This window comes from Nocardioides aurantiacus, from assembly GCF_003752505.1.
GTDB classification, from domain to species: Bacteria; Actinomycetota; Actinomycetes; order Propionibacteriales; family Nocardioidaceae; genus Marmoricola; species Marmoricola aurantiacus.
This window is the reverse complement of record NZ_RKHO01000001.1, coordinates 2,949,777-2,963,829: the sequence shown is the minus strand read 5'-3', so window position 1 is coordinate 2,963,829 and position 14,053 is coordinate 2,949,777. Positions and strand designations below refer to the sequence as shown.

The window sequence follows — 14,053 nt, the reverse complement described above, 5'->3', positions numbered from 1 at the left end:
GGCGGCCGGCCCCCAGGGAGCCCCGACCTGCGACGACGCGGGGGAAAGGGGTGGGTGGGGGCGTGAAAGTGGTTGCTGGTGGAGGGAAGTGGTGTAAAGTGGAGCGCAGTGGAGGAACCAGGAGTCCTCGGGGTCGGCGAGGGGAGCAGCAGATGTTCTCCGGCACCTACACCCCGAAGCTCGACGAGAAGGGGCGCCTGTTCCTCCCGGCGAAGTTCCGCGAGGAGATGAAGGAGGGGCTCGTGATCACCCGTGGCCAGGACCGCTCCCTCGACCTCCGCACCCGCGCCGACTTCGACGTCTTCACCGAGAAGTTCAAGAACGCCTCGCAGACCGACGCCCGTCTCCGGGCCTACGGCCGGATGCTGTTCGCGCTCGCCTCGGAGCAGGTGCCGGACAAGCAGGGCCGCGTCTCGCTGACCCCCGAGCTGCGGGCGTACGCCGGGCTCGACCGCGAGGCCGTGGTCATCGGCATCTACGACCGCGTCGAGATCTGGGAGCCGTCGGCCTGGACCCGCTACACCGCGGACCAGGAGATGGCCTTCGCCAACCTCTCCGAGGAAGTCTTCCCCGGCTTCTGAGTCCTGCTCCACCCCGCACCACCGGCACAACTCCACAACTCCACAGCGAGATCGCAGGGCGAGGCTCACGTCCGCTCATCCCCGGCCGTCTGACGCACCTTCCCCGGTGTCAGAAGGCCACCTCTTCCCTCCACGGGACGAGCGGACGGAGAACCTGGCCCTGCGATCCCGCCGCGCTGCCGCACCCGGCAGCACCCACGCACCAGCAGCGCTCCACCGAGGGGGTCGACACCGTGAGCACCACGCACACCCAGCGCACCGCCGCGGAGGTCCCGCCCCCGGCGCCGGTCCCGGCGGTCGCCGCGTGCGCCACGAGGCCCGCGACCAGGTCGCGGTGATGGCCTTCTCGGCCGTGGCCTCCTGCGGGCTCGCCCTGCTGCTGATGCTCCTCGTCCAGGTCGCCGGCTAGGTCCGCGCCGCCCATGCCGAACCCCAGCCACGTCCCGGTCATGCTCGACCGGGTCGTCGCGCTCCTCGCGCCCGCCCTGCAGCGCCCCGGAGCGACCTTCCTCGACGCCACCCTGGGCCTCGGCGGCCACACCGAGGCCGTCCTCGAGCGCTGCCCCGAGGCCCGGGTCGTCGGCGTCGACCGCGACCCCCACGCCCTCGAGCTGGCCGGCGAGCGGCTCGCGCCCCACGCCGAGCGGCTGACCCTGGTCCACGCGGTGTACGACGAGATCCCCGACGTCCTCGACGACCTGGGCCTGGCCCACCTCGACGGCGTGCTGTTCGACCTCGGGGTCTCCTCGATGCAGCTCGACGTCCGCGAGCGCGGGTTCGCCTACGCCGAGGACGCTCCGCTCGACATGCGCATGGACGACAGCGTCGGTCGCACCGCCGCCGACGTGCTCAACACCTACGACGTGGGCGACCTGGCCCGCGTGCTGAGCCGCTACGGCGAGGAGAAGTTCGCCCGCGCGATCGCCCGCGCCGTGGTCAAGGCGCGCGAGACCGAGCCGTTCACCCGCTCGGCCCGCCTGGTCGAGCTGCTCTACGACACCATCCCGGCGCCCGCGCGGCGTACGGGAGGACACCCGGCCAAGCGCACCTTCCAGGCGCTGCGCATCGAGGTCAACGACGAGCTCGGCGTCCTCGAGCGCGCCGTGCCGGCCGCCGTGGCCGCGACGCCGGTCGGGGGCCGCGTCGTGGTGATGAGCTACCACTCGCTCGAGGACCGCCTCGTGAAGCGTGTCTTCACGGCCGGCACGAGCTCCACCGCCCCCCACGACCTCCCGGTCGTGCCCGCTGACCTCGAGCCGCCGCTGCGCTCGGTCACCCGCGGGTCGGAGAAGGCCACCGCCGAGGAGATCGCCCAGAACCCGCGAGCCGCCTCGGTGCGGCTGCGCGCCGTCGAACGTGTCAACACCAACCGGGGAGACCACGCCGCATGAGCACCTCGTCCTCACAGGCCGCCAGCGGCCGCCGCCTGCCCCGCTTCGCCGAGGCCGCCGTCGAGCGGGCCCGGCTCACCGTCGTCCCCGCGCGGTCCCTGGGCCGCACCCAGGCCGCCCGGACGCCGTTCGCGGTGCTCGTCCTGGTCGTCCTCGCCGGTGGCGTGGTGGGCCTGCTGATGTTCAACACCCAGATGCAGCAGACCTCCTTCGCCGCGACCGCGCTGCAGGACCGTGCCACCGAGCTCACCGCCCGCAAGCAGGCCCTCGACCTCGAGCTCGACGGGCTGCGCGACCCCCAGCAGCTGGCTCAGTCCGCGCGCGACCTCGGCATGGTCGCCCCGCAGACGCCGGCCTTCGTGCGGCTCAGCGACGGCCGCGTCCTGGGCACGCCCACCCCGGCGGGAGGCGGCGACGCCGTCCAGGTCACGCCCGGTCCGTCGAAGAAGCCGGCCGAGATCGAGCGGCGCACGGTCATCGTCGAGGCGACCCCGCGCGCCGCCGCCGACGCCACCCCCTGAGCCGATAGACAGAGCACACCGCCCACCCGCCCGGGCTGACCGGGCCCGCGACCCCCGGAGCCACCTGTGAGCCCAACCCGCCGTTCCTCGCGCGGGACGACCCACCTCCGCCTCCGGGTGGCGCTGATCGGGGTGGCGATGCTCCTCTCGCTCTTCGCCGGTCGGCTGGTGCAGATCCAGGGGATCGACGCCGCGTCGTACGCCGCCCGCGCCGAGTCCTCCGGCCTGGTGACCCTCGACCTGCCGGCCAAGCGCGGACGCATCCTCGACCGCAACGGCGAGCCGCTGGCCGAGTCGGTCGCCGGCCTCATGGTCGTGGCCGACCCGCAGACCACGGCCCCCAACGCCGACGCGATCGCCCGGATCCTGGCCGACCGGCTCGACCTCGACTACTTCGAGGTCCGCGAGACGCTGACCGAGAAGGACACGCGGTTCGCCTACGTCGCCCGCCGCATCCCCTCCACGCTCGCCTCCTCCGTCGTCGCCGAGCTGCGCGAGCAGGAGCTGACCGGCATCGACACCCGGCCCGACCCGCTGCGCAGCTACCCCTCCGGCGACGTGGCCGGCAACGTGATCGGGTTCCTCGGCGAGGACGGCAAGCCCGCCGCGGGCCTCGAGCTGGCCTTCGACACGCTCCTGGCCGGCAAGGACGGCCGCGAGACCTACGAGGTCGGCGGCGGCAACCGGATCCCGCTCGGTGACAACAGCCGGGTCGCGCCGGTCGACGGCAAGGACCTCCGGCTCACCATCGACCGCGACGTGCAGTGGTACGCCCAGCGCGTGCTGTGCAACACCGTCCAGACGGTGCAGGCCGAGTCCGGGGTCGCGATCGCCATGGACACCCGCACCGGGGAGCTGCTGGCCCTGGCCGACTGCACGGGCACCACGCCGGGGATGACCCCGGCCCAGGTCGCCGAGGCGCAGCGCAAGCTCGTCTCGACCGCGGTCTCCGACGTCTACGAGCCGGGCTCGGTGCAGAAGGTGCTCACCTTCTCCTCGCTGATCGACGACGGCAAGGTCTCGCCCGAGACCAGGCTGACCGTGCCCGGCGAGCTGCCGGTGCTCGACCGCGTCATCGGCGACTGGTTCGACCACGGCACGCTCAAGATGACCGTCGCCGGCGCGCTGGCGCAGTCGAGCAACATCGGCACCGCCATCGCCGCGGGCCAGTTCACGCCGCAGGAGCTGCACGACCACCTGACCCGCTTCGGCCTCGGCCAGAAGACCGGGGTCGGCCTGCCCGGCGAGAGCCGCGGGCTGCTCACCGACGCCTCGCAGTGGTCGGTGCTGAGCCGGGCGCAGATCGCGTTCGGCCAGGGCATCTCGGTCAACGCCCTCCAGATGGCCGCTGCCGTCAACGCCCTCGGCAACGACGGGGAGCTGGTCGAGCCCAGCATCGTCGAGGGTCGCCAGCGCACGTCGGCGGGCCAGGAGGTCGGCACCGCCACCGCCACCAAGCGCCGGGCGGTCAGCAGCGAGGCCGCCCGCAAGACCGCCGAGATGATGGAGCTGGTCACCACCCCCGACGTCGGCACCGCTCCCGGCGCCGGCATCCAGGGCTACCGCGTCGCCGGGAAGACCGGCACCGCGCAGCAGGCCGGCGGGGAGTGCAAGTGCTACGCCATGGGCGGCAAGGCCGTCTCCTTCGGCGGGTTCGCCCCGGCCGACGACCCCCGCTTCACCGTCTACGCGATGGTCAACAAGCCCAAGATCGGCGGCAGCGGGGCCGGCACGACCGGTCCGATCTTCCGCAAGATCCTCGCCTACCTGCTCCAGAAGTACGCCGTGGCGCCGACCGGCGCCCTCCCGCCCAGCATCCCCACGGAGTGGAGCAGCGGCCAGGACCTCGGTGTCCCCTCGCCCAGCAGCCTGCGTCCCGGGCAGGGCGAGGTCGACAGCGACGACCTCGAGGGCGGGTCCGACGGGTCCGGTGCCGCCTCGGACGGCACGGCCGCCGGGTCGACCAGCGGCACCGAATAGGTAGCCTCGACCGGTGCCCGAGCCCGAGACCATCCCCACCCGCCCGAGCTCGTCGCCGCCGCTCTCGCTGGGTCAGGTCAGCGCCCTCACCGGCGCCGAGCTGTCCCCGGCCGGCACCGACGCCGTCGAGGTGACCGGGCTGACGCTGAGCTCGCAGCGCGTCTGCCCCGGTGACGTGTACGCCGCCCTGCCGGGCGCCCGCACCCACGGCGCCACCTACGTCGCCCAGGCGGTCGCCGCCGGCGCGGTGGCGGTCCTGACCGACGCCGAGGGGGCCGCGACCGTGCGTCGTGTCCTCGCCGAGGAGGCCCCGGGCCTCCAGGTCCCGCTGCTGGTCGCCGAGCGGCCCCGCGCCGTGCTGGGCGCCCTCGCCTCGCGGGTGTACGCCGACCCGGCCCGCGCGCTGACCCTGGTGGCCGTGACCGGCACCCAGGGCAAGACGACGACCACCCGGCTGCTCGAGGGCGGCCTGACCGCCGCCGGGGTGACCGCCGGGGTGGTCGGCACCGTCGGCACCCGCATCGCCGGTCAGGACGTCCGCTCCACCCTGACCACGCCCGAGGCGCCCGACCTGCACGCGCTGTTCGCGGTGATGGTCGAGCGCGGGGTCGAGGCCTGCGCGATGGAGGTCTCCAGCCACGCGCTGGTGATGGGACGCGTGGACGGCGTGGTCTTCGACGCCGCCGCCTTCCTCAACCTGGGCCGCGACCACCTCGACTTCCACCGCGACCTCGAGGACTACTTCGCCGCGAAGGCGTCGCTGTTCACCCCCGAGCGCACCCAGCGTGGCCTGACCAACGTCGACGACGAGTTCGGCCGCCGGCTGCTGCGGGTGGCCTCGGTGCCGATGGCGACCTTCTCCGCGACCGGTGCCGACGCCGACTGGCGCGCGGTCGACGTGGTCGGCGAGCCGGGCGGCTCGGAGTTCACGGTGCTCGGCCCCCGCGGCCTGCGGCTGCGGGCCCGGGTGCCGATCCCGGGGGCGTTCAACGTCGCCAACGCCCTGTGCGCCATCGCGGTCGCGGGCGAGGCCGGGCTGGACCCCGAGGTCGTGGCCCGCGGCATCTCCGCGTCCGGCGGGGTGCCGGGCCGGCTGGAGCGGGTCGACGCCGGCCAGCCCTGGCTCGCGGTCGTCGACTACGCCCACAAGCCCGACGCCGTGCAGGCCGCGATGGACACCCTGCGCCCGCTGACCCGAGGACGCCTGGTGCTGGTGATCGGCGCGGGCGGCGACCGCGACACGGGCAAGCGCCCGGTGATGGGCGAGATCGGCGCCCGGCTGGCCGACGTGCTCGTGGTGACCGACGACAACCCGCGCAGCGAGGACCCCGCCGCGATCCGGGCCGCGCTGCTCGCCGGCGCCGCGGAGGTGCCCGCGGCCGACCGGGCCGAGGTGCTCGAGGTCGACGGCCGCCGCGAGGCGATCCGTCGGGCCGTGGCGCTCGCGGGGCCCGGCGACACCGTGGTCGTGGCCGGCAAGGGCCACGAGACCGGGCAGGAGGTCGCCGGACAGGTGCACCCCTTCGACGACCGCGACGAGCTCCGGGCCGCGATCGCGGGAGCGCTGCGGTGATCGAGCGGACCCTGGCCCAGGTCGCCGAGACGGTGGGCGGCGTGCTGCACGACGCCGACCCCACCTCGGTGGTGACAGGCCCCGCCTTCCTGGACACCCGCACCCCCGAGCCCGGCGGCCTGTTCGTCGCCTTCGCCGGCGAGAACGCCGACGGCCACGACCACGCGGCCGCGGCCGTGGCGGCCGGCGCGGTCGCCGTGCTCGGCACCCGTCCGACCGGGGTGCCCACCGTCGTGGTCGAGGACGCGCAGGCGGCGCTGCAGCAGCTGGCGCGCGCCGTGCTGGACCGCCGCCACCGCGACGACCGCGAGCTCGGCCGGCTCCCGCTCAGGGACCCCGAGGCCCTCGTGGTGGTCGCCGTCACCGGTTCCCAGGGCAAGACCAGCGCCAAGGACATGCTGGCGCGGGTCCTGGCCGACGCCGGCCCGACCGTCGCGACGGCCGGGTCGTTCAACAACGAGCTCGGCCTGCCCCTCACCGTGCTGCGGCTGACGACCGGGACCCGCTACCTCGTGCTGGAGATGGGGGCGCGGGGGATCGGTCACCTCACCGAGCTGTGCGCGATCGCGCCGCCCCACGTCGCCCTCGTGCTCAACGTGGGCAAGGCCCACCTCGGCGAGTTCGGGTCGCAGGCCAACATCGCGCAGGCCAAGGGCGAGATCGTCGAGGCGCTGCGCCCCGGCCACGGCGTCGCGGTCCTCAACGCCGACGACCCCCTGGTGACCGGCATGGACGCGCGGGTCACCGACGAGGCCGGTGTCGAGGCGGTCCGCTTCGGGGCCGGCGACGACGCCGACGTGCGGGTGGGCGACCTCGTCCTCGACGACCTCGGCCGACCCGCCTTCGACCTCGCCCACGCCGGCGCGACCGAGCGCGTGGAGCTGCGCCTGCTCGGCGCCCACCAGGCCACCAACGCCGCGGCCGCCGCCGCGGTGGGGGTGGCGGTCGGGCTCGGGCTGCCGCAGGTCGCGGCCAGCCTGCGCGGCATCGAGGCGCTCTCGCGCTGGCGGATGGAGCTGACCGAGCGGGCCGACGGCCTGGTCGTGGTCAACGACGCCTACAACGCCAACCCCGACTCGATGCGGTCGGCGGTGGAGACGCTCGCCGGCATCGGCGCGCGCTCGGGCCGTCGTACGGTCGCGGTGCTGGGGGAGATGCGCGAGCTCGGCCCCGACGCCGCGGCCGAGCACCGGGCCGTCGGTGCCCTGGCCGCGCGGCTGGGCCTCGACGCGGTCGTGGTGGTGGGCGAGGGGGCGGCCGGCATCGCCGACGCGCTCGCCGACGCGGGCCACCCGGCGACACACCACGTCCGGGGCGTGGCCGAGGCCTCGGCGTGGTTGCGCGAGAATGTCCGCGGTCCGGACGTGGTGCTGGTGAAGGCATCGCGGTCCGGCCGCCTCGAGCAGGTGGCCCAGACGCTGCTCGAGGACCACGACGCGCCGACCGCCGGCGCGCGTCGAAAGGAGGGTGGGCGTTGAGAGCGATCCTGCTCGCCGGCGGCCTGTCGCTGGTGCTCACCCTGGTGGGCACGCGCTACGCCATCATCGTGCTCGCGCGGCACGGCTACGGCCAGCTGATCCGCGACGACGGCCCCACCACGCACCACACCAAGCGCGGCACGCCCACCATGGGCGGCCTGGTGATCGTGCTGGCCTCGGTGCTGTCCTACCTCGCGGCGTGCCTGGTCACCGGTCGCACCCCCAGCGCCTCGGCGCTGCTGCTGATGTTCCTGTTCGTGGGCCTGGGCACGGTGGGCTTCCTCGACGACTACATCAAGATCTCGCGGCAGCGCAGCCTCGGGCTGCGCAGCCGGGCCAAGTTCATCGGGCAGACCTTCGTCGCGGTGGCCTTCGGCGCCCTGGCGCTGGCGCCGTGGTTCGAGGACTCCCGCGGTCAGACGCCCGCCGGCCAGACGATCTCGCTGATCCGCGACCCGAAGGACCTCACCCTCCCGGCGATCGTCGTGGTGCTGTTCATCTGGCTGCTCATCGCCGGCACCAGCAACGCCGTCAACCTCACCGACGGCCTCGACGGGCTCGCCGCGGGTGCATCGGTGATGACCTTCGGCGCCTACACGCTGGTCAACATCTGGCAGAACAACCAGTGGTGCGGACGCGAGCCCGGCCCCACCTGCTACGAGGTGCGCGACCCGCTCGACCTCGCGATCTTCGCCGCGGCGATCACGGGCGCCTGCTTCGGCTTCCTGTGGTGGAACGCCTCGCCGGCCAAGATCTTCATGGGCGACACCGGCTCGCTGGCGCTCGGCGGGGCCCTGGCCGGCCTGGCCGTGCTGACCCGCACCGAGTTCCTGCTCGCGCTGCTCGGCGGGCTGTTCGTGATCCAGACCCTCTCGGTGATCCTCCAGGTCGGCTTCTTCAAGGCCACCAAGGGCCGCCGGCTCTTCCGGATGGCACCGCTGCACCACCACTTCGAGATGCTCGGCTGGGAGGAGATCACCGTGGTGATCCGCTTCTGGCTGATCGCGGGCATCTTCGTGGCCGCCGGTCTCGGCCTGTTCTACGCCGAGTGGGTGGCCGGCGTATGAGCCGCCGCGACGTTACCGATCTCGGTCGCGCCGACGAGTGGGCCGGGGTGCGCGTGGTCGTGGCCGGCTTCGGGGTCTCGGGGTACGCCGCGGCGGACAACCTGACCTTCCTCGGCGCGACCGTCACCGCGCTCGACGAGTCGCAGGCCGGGGACCGCGTCGAGCGGGCCCACCTGCTCGACAGCCTCGGCGCCACCGTCCGGCTGGGGGAGGGCAGCACCGCCACCCTGCCCGAGGACGTCGACCTCGTCGTCACCTCGCCCGGCTGGTCGCCCACCTCGCCGCTGCTCGCCCAGGCCGCCGCGCGCGGGGTGCCCGTCTGGGGCGAGGTCGAGCTGGCCTGGCGGCTGCGCGACCCCGAGCGGCCCGCCCCCTGGCTGGCCGTGACCGGCACCAACGGCAAGACCACCACCGTGCAGATGCTCGAGGCCATGCTGCGCGCCGGCGGCCTGCGCACCGTCGCGGCCGGCAACGTCGGGCTGCCGATCGTCGAGGCGGTGATGGACCCCGACCCCTACGACGTGCTCGCGGTCGAGCTCTCCAGCTTCCAGCTGCACTGGACGCACTCGGTCGCCGCGCAGTCCGCGGCGGTGCTCAACGTCGCCGAGGACCACCTGGACTGGTACGCCGGCCCGACCGCGATGGCCGACTACGCCGCCGACAAGGGCCGCGTCTACGAGCGCGTGCAGCGGGCCTGCGTCTACAACGTCGCCGACCCGGTGACCGAGCAGCTGGTGCGCGACGCGGACGTCGTCGAGGGCGCCCGGGCGATCGGCTTCACGCTGGGCACCCCCTCGGTCGGGATGGTCGGCGTCGTCGACGACGTGCTCGCCGACCGCGCCTTCGTGCCCGACCGCGAGACCAGCGCGGCCGAGCTGTGCACCGTCGGCGAGCTGGCCAGCGACGCCCCGCACTACGTCGCCAACGCACTCGCGGCGGCTGCCCTCGCGCGCTCGCACGACGTGTCGCCGGCGGCGGTGCAGCAGGCGCTGCGATCGTTCCGGCCCGACGGCCACCGGATCGCCGAGGTGGCCGTCCTCGACGAGGTGCGCTGGGTCGACGACTCCAAGGCCACCAACCCCCACGCGGCGCTCGCCTCGCTGCGCGCCTACGACCCCGTGGTCTGGGTGGCCGGCGGCCTGGCCAAGGGCGCCCGCTTCGACGACCTGGTGCAGGCGGTCGGAGACCGGCTGCGCGGCGTCGTGCTGCTCGGCCGCGACGCCCCCGTGATCCGGGACTCGCTGCGGCGACACGCGCCCGATGTGCCCGTGATCGAGGTGGCCGCCGGGGAGGATGCGGGGCAAGGACCGATGGACCGCGTCGTCGCGGGTGCCGCGTCCCTGGCCAGGCCGGGGGACACGGTGCTGCTGGCGCCGGGGTGCGCGTCCATGGACATGTTCGCCGACTACGGCGCCCGCGGTGACGCCTTCGCCGCCGCGGTGCACCGCCGCCGGGGGACGAGCAGCTAGCGGCCCCCTCCCCGGGGAGGCCCGAGGAGGAGCCCGGTGAGCGTCACCAGCCAGACCCGGCCACCGGCGGCCCCGGCTCCCACGAGGACGACCGGTCCGCGAGGCCGGGTGGCCGGGGCGCTCGCCCCGCTCGCCGACCGCTGGCGCGTGGTCAAGCGCAGCCTGGAGCGGCCGCTGACCTCCTACTACCTCATCCTCGGCGGCACCTCGATGCTGCTGGCGATCGGCCTGATGATGGTGCTGAGCGCCTCGAGCGTCTACTCGTTCAAGGTGCACGACAGCAGCTACTACATCGTGCTCAAGCAGCTCACCTGGGTGGCGATCGGGCTTCCCGCGGCCTGGGTCGCCAGCCGGATCGACCGCCGCTGGCTGCGCCGGCTGGCCTGGCCGGCGGTGGGCCTGGCCGTGCTGCTGCTCGCGCTGACCCAGACCAGCCTCGGCTTCGCGGTCAACGGCAACCGCAACTGGCTGGCCCTCGGGCCGCTCACGGTGCAGCCCTCGGAGATCGCGAAGCTCTCGGTGGTGCTGTGGGCCGCCGACGTCTACGCCCGCAAGGAGCGGCTGCTCGGCAACCCGATGCAGGCGCTGGTGCCGGTCGCCCCGGTCGTGGTGATGATCTCCGGCCTCGTCGTGTTCCAGCGCGACCTCGGCACCGCCCTCGTGCTGTTCGCCATCCTGCTCGGCATGCTCTGGGTGGTCGGCGTGCCGGCCCGGCTGTTCGGCCTCGCGCTGTCGATCGTGGGCGTCGCGGCGTTCTACCTCGCGGCGAGCAACGCCGAGCGGCGTACCCGCCTGACGAGCTTCATCGACCCCTTCGCCGACTTCCAGGGCGCCGGGTGGCAGGCCGGTCACGGCCTGCTCGGCATGGCCAGCGGCGGCCTGCTCGGCAAGGGCCTCTCGGCCAGCCAGCAGAAGTGGGGCAGCCTCCCGGAGGCCCACACCGACTTCATCTTCGCCGTGCTCGGCGAGGAGCTCGGCCTGGTCGGCACGCTGCTCGTGCTGGCGCTCTTCGGCGCCGTGGCGTACGCCATGATCCGGCTCGCCATCAACACCGCCGACCCGTTCGTGCGCTACGCCTCGGCCGGCATCTGCATCTGGCTGATGTCGCAGACCCTGATCAACATCGGCATGGTGCTGGCCCTGCTGCCCGTCATCGGCATCCCGTTGCCGCTGGTCTCCTACGGCGGCTCGGCTCTGGTGCCCTCGCTGGTGGCGCTCGGCCTGCTCGTCGGCTTCGCCCGCGACGAGCCCGAGGCCCGCGCCGCTCTCCGCGCCCGCCGGCGCGACCGGTCGCCCCGCGACGACGACGCCACCACGCCCCGCAGCGGCGTTCCCGCCGTCCTGGCGGGCGGCCTGCGCTCGCGCCGCCGCCCCACCGAGCGGGGCCGGGCGTGAACCACGGACCCCACCGCGTGCTGCTCGCCGGGGGCGGCAGCGCCGGTCACACCTCGCCCCTGCTGGCCACCGCCGACGCCCTGCGCCGTCGGCTGCCCGACGTCGAGGTGACCGCGCTGGGCACCGCCCGCGGCCTGGAGACGCGGGTCGTGCCCGAGGCGGGCTACCCGCTCGAGCTGGTGCCCGCCGTGCCGCTGCCGCGCCGGCCCAACGCCGACCTGCTGCGCACCCCCGGCCGGGTGCGCGCGGCGCTCACCGCCACCCTCGAGGTGCTCGACCGCGTCCGCCCCGACGTGGTCGTCGGCTTCGGCGGCTACGTCTCGGTGCCGGCCTACCTCGCCGCCCGCCGTCGCGGCCTGCCGCTGGTCGTCCACGAGGGCAACGCGCTGCCCGGCATCGCCAACAGGCTCGGCGCGCGGCTGACGCCCTTCGTCGCCACGTCGTTCCCCGGCACCGAGCTGCCCCGTGCCCGCCACCTCGGCCTCCCGGTGCGGCGGATGGTCAGCACCCTCGACCGCGCCGCCCTGCGCGCGGAGGCGCTGGCGCACTTCGGGCTCGCGGCCGACCGGCCGGTGCTGCTCGTGACCGGCGGCTCCCAGGGTGCGCGCCGGCTCAACGAGTCGGTCGCCGCCGCCGCCCCCGCCCTCGCCGCGGCGGGGGTCCAGGTGCTCCACGTCGTCGGTCCGCGTGGCGAGGCCCACCCGGCCCTGACCGAGGAGCAGCGCGAGCACGGACCGGCGTACGTCGTGGAGGCGTTCGTCAGCCGGATGGACCTCGCCTACGCCGCGGCCGACGCCGTGCTGTGCCGCGCCGGGAGCAACACCGTGACCGAGGTCTCCGGGGTCGGGCTGCCGGCGGTCTACGTGCCGCTGCCGATCGGCAACGGCGAGCAGGCCCTCAACGCCCGTCCCGTCGTCGACGCCGGGGGAGGGCTGCTGGTCTCCGACGCGGCGCTCACCCCCGAGTGGGTCGCCTCGGCCCTGCCCGACCTGCTCACCGACCCCGCCCGGCTGGCCGCGATGGGGGCGGCCGCGTCGGGCGTGGTCCCCCTCGACGCCGACGAGCTCCTCGCCGACCTGGTCGTGGAGGCCTGGCACACCCGGAAGCAGGCACGCCGATGAGGGTCCCCGTCCCCGACGAGCTGCTGCCGGCCGACCGGCTCGGCACGGTGCACTTCATCGGCATCGGCGGTGCCGGCCTGTCCGGCATCGCGCGCATCATGCTGGCCCGCGGCATCCGCGTGACGGGCAGCGACGCCAAGGACTCCCGCACCCTTGAGGCACTGCGCGCGCTCGGCGCGACCTGCCACCTCGGCCACGACGCCGCCCACCTCGGTGACGCCGACACGGTCGTGGTCTCCACCGCGGTGCGCGAGGACAACCCCGAGGTCGTCGGCGCCCGCGCCCGCGGGCTGCGGCTGGTGCCGCGCTCGGCCGCGCTCGAGTCGGTGATGCAGGGCCGCCGCGTCGTGGCGGTGGCCGGCACCCACGGCAAGACCACGACCACCTCGCTGCTGACCGTGGCGCTGCAGCACTGCGGCGCCGACCCGTCCTTCGCGATCGGTGGCGACCTCAACGAGACCGGCTCCAACGCCCACGACGGCACCGGCGAGCTGTTCGTCGCCGAGGCCGACGAGAGCGACGGCGCCTTCCTCGTCTACTCCCCGCACGCCGCGCTCGTGACCAACGTCGAGGCCGACCACCTCGACAACTACGGCACCGAGGAGGCCTACCGCGCCGCGTTCGACGAGTTCGTCGACCGCGTCGACCCCGACGGCTTCCTGGTGCTGTGCGCCGACGACCCCGGCGCCGACGCCCTGGCCGCCACCGCCGCCGCGCGTGGCCGCACGGTGGTGCGGGTGGGGGAGCGCGAGGACGCCGAGGTGCGGGCGGTCGACGTCCGCTTCGTCGGCTCCACCTCGAGCTTCACCGTCCTGGACCGCGGCGAGCGGCTCGGCCAGGTGCGCCTGCGCATCCCCGGTCGCCACTACGTGCTCGACGCCCTCGCGGCCCTGGCGTGCGGGCTCCGGCTCGGCTTCGACTTCGAGGCGCTCGCCGCGGGGCTGGGCTCCTTCAGCGGCACCCGCCGACGGATGGAGCTCAAGGGCGAGGTCGGGCAGGTGCGGGTCTACGACTCCTACGCCCACCACCCCAACGAGATCCGCGGCGACCTCCAGGCCGCGCGCTCGGTGGCCGGCGACGGGCGGCTGATCGTGGCCTTCCAGCCCCACATGGTCTCCCGCACCCGCATCTTCGGCCACGACATGGGCGTCGCGCTCGGCGCCGCCGACGAGGTCGTCGTGATGGACGTCTACGTCGCCCGCGAGGACCCCGAGCCCGGTGTCGACGGCGCGCTCGTCGCGCGCGCGGTGCCGCTGCCCGCCGACCGGGTCGTCTTCGAGCCCTCCTGGTCGGCCGTGGCCGGCCACCTGGTGGACCGGGCGCGTCCCGGCGACCTCGTGCTGACCCTCGGCGCGGGCGACGTCACCCTGCTCGGCCCCGAGGTGCTCGAGCGGCTCGCCGAGCGGGACGACGAGTCCCGTCCCGGGGGAGGCCGCTGATGCGGCTGCTGCCCCGGAGGTCCCGCGGTCCCGGGCGG

Annotated in this window: 11 protein-coding genes; all 11 read left to right on the top strand. The window is 74.8% G+C overall.

What is annotated here, in order from left to right:
* Window positions 1-152: 152 nt before the first annotated feature.
* The 11 genes from mraZ to murC all read left to right on the top strand — a co-directional run bounded on the left by mraZ (window position 153) and on the right by murC (window position 14,015).
* A complete protein-coding gene (mraZ, locus tag EDD33_RS14420; protein ID WP_123391656.1) occupies window positions 153-581 on the top strand; it encodes a division/cell wall cluster transcriptional repressor MraZ in 429 nt (142 codons plus the stop codon).
* A gap of 422 nt (window positions 582-1,003) precedes the next feature.
* A complete protein-coding gene (rsmH, locus tag EDD33_RS14410; protein WP_123391654.1) occupies window positions 1,004-1,972 on the top strand; it encodes a 16S rRNA (cytosine(1402)-N(4))-methyltransferase RsmH in 969 nt (322 codons plus the stop codon).
* Window positions 1,969-2,493 (top strand): cell division protein FtsL, encoded by a 525-nt coding sequence (gene ftsL, locus EDD33_RS14405; RefSeq protein WP_123391652.1) that lies wholly within the window; start codon window positions 1,969-1,971, stop codon window positions 2,491-2,493. Before rsmH ends, ftsL begins: the two co-directional genes overlap by 4 nt.
* A gap of 66 nt (window positions 2,494-2,559) precedes the next feature.
* Window positions 2,560-4,473 (top strand): peptidoglycan D,D-transpeptidase FtsI family protein, encoded by a 1,914-nt coding sequence (locus tag EDD33_RS14400; protein ID WP_246003528.1) that lies wholly within the window; start codon window positions 2,560-2,562, stop codon window positions 4,471-4,473.
* Between the two features lie 13 nt (window positions 4,474-4,486).
* Complete coding sequence (locus EDD33_RS14395; RefSeq protein WP_123391651.1) at window positions 4,487-6,046, top strand: UDP-N-acetylmuramoyl-L-alanyl-D-glutamate--2,6-diaminopimelate ligase; 1,560 nt, start codon at window positions 4,487-4,489, stop codon at window positions 6,044-6,046.
* The gene (locus tag EDD33_RS14390; RefSeq protein WP_123391650.1) at window positions 6,043-7,524 is read left to right on the top strand and encodes a UDP-N-acetylmuramoyl-tripeptide--D-alanyl-D-alanine ligase; all 1,482 of its coding nucleotides are present in this window, start codon (window positions 6,043-6,045) and stop codon (window positions 7,522-7,524) included. The genes EDD33_RS14395 and EDD33_RS14390 overlap by 4 nt, the downstream gene beginning before the upstream one ends.
* Window positions 7,521-8,591 carry a phospho-N-acetylmuramoyl-pentapeptide-transferase gene (gene mraY / locus EDD33_RS14385; RefSeq protein ID WP_123391649.1) on the top strand — a complete coding sequence of 357 codons (1,071 nt, stop codon included), beginning with the start codon at window positions 7,521-7,523 and terminating at the stop codon, window positions 8,589-8,591. The genes EDD33_RS14390 and mraY overlap by 4 nt, the downstream gene beginning before the upstream one ends.
* Window positions 8,588-10,060, top strand: a complete 1,473-nt coding sequence (gene murD, locus EDD33_RS14380) for a UDP-N-acetylmuramoyl-L-alanine--D-glutamate ligase (protein ID WP_123391648.1) — start codon at window positions 8,588-8,590, stop codon at window positions 10,058-10,060. The genes mraY and murD overlap by 4 nt, the downstream gene beginning before the upstream one ends.
* A gap of 36 nt (window positions 10,061-10,096) precedes the next feature.
* Window positions 10,097-11,455 carry a putative lipid II flippase FtsW gene (ftsW, locus tag EDD33_RS14375; protein ID WP_246003527.1) on the top strand — a complete coding sequence of 453 codons (1,359 nt, stop codon included), beginning with the start codon at window positions 10,097-10,099 and terminating at the stop codon, window positions 11,453-11,455.
* Window positions 11,452-12,576 (top strand): undecaprenyldiphospho-muramoylpentapeptide beta-N-acetylglucosaminyltransferase, encoded by a 1,125-nt coding sequence (murG, locus tag EDD33_RS14370; RefSeq protein WP_211332557.1) that lies wholly within the window; start codon window positions 11,452-11,454, stop codon window positions 12,574-12,576. Before ftsW ends, murG begins: the two co-directional genes overlap by 4 nt.
* Window positions 12,573-14,015, top strand: coding sequence for a UDP-N-acetylmuramate--L-alanine ligase (murC, locus tag EDD33_RS14365; RefSeq protein WP_123391647.1), 1,443 nt, complete (start codon window positions 12,573-12,575; stop codon window positions 14,013-14,015). Before murG ends, murC begins: the two co-directional genes overlap by 4 nt.
* Window positions 14,016-14,053 lie beyond the last annotated feature (38 nt).

What these genes read in the sequence shown, in the direction of transcription:
- mraZ (WP_123391656.1), top strand. Translation starts at nt 153, where the DNA reads ATGTTCTCCGGCACCTACACCCCGAAGCTCGACGAGAAGGGGCGCCTG.
- murD (WP_123391648.1), top strand. Translation starts at nt 8,588, where the DNA reads ATGAGCCGCCGCGACGTTACCGATCTCGGTCGCGCCGACGAGTGGGCC.
- murC (WP_123391647.1), top strand. Translation starts at nt 12,573, where the DNA reads ATGAGGGTCCCCGTCCCCGACGAGCTGCTGCCGGCCGACCGGCTCGGC.
- rsmH (WP_123391654.1), top strand. Translation starts at nt 1,004, where the DNA reads ATGCCGAACCCCAGCCACGTCCCGGTCATGCTCGACCGGGTCGTCGCG.
- ftsL (WP_123391652.1), top strand. Translation starts at nt 1,969, where the DNA reads ATGAGCACCTCGTCCTCACAGGCCGCCAGCGGCCGCCGCCTGCCCCGC.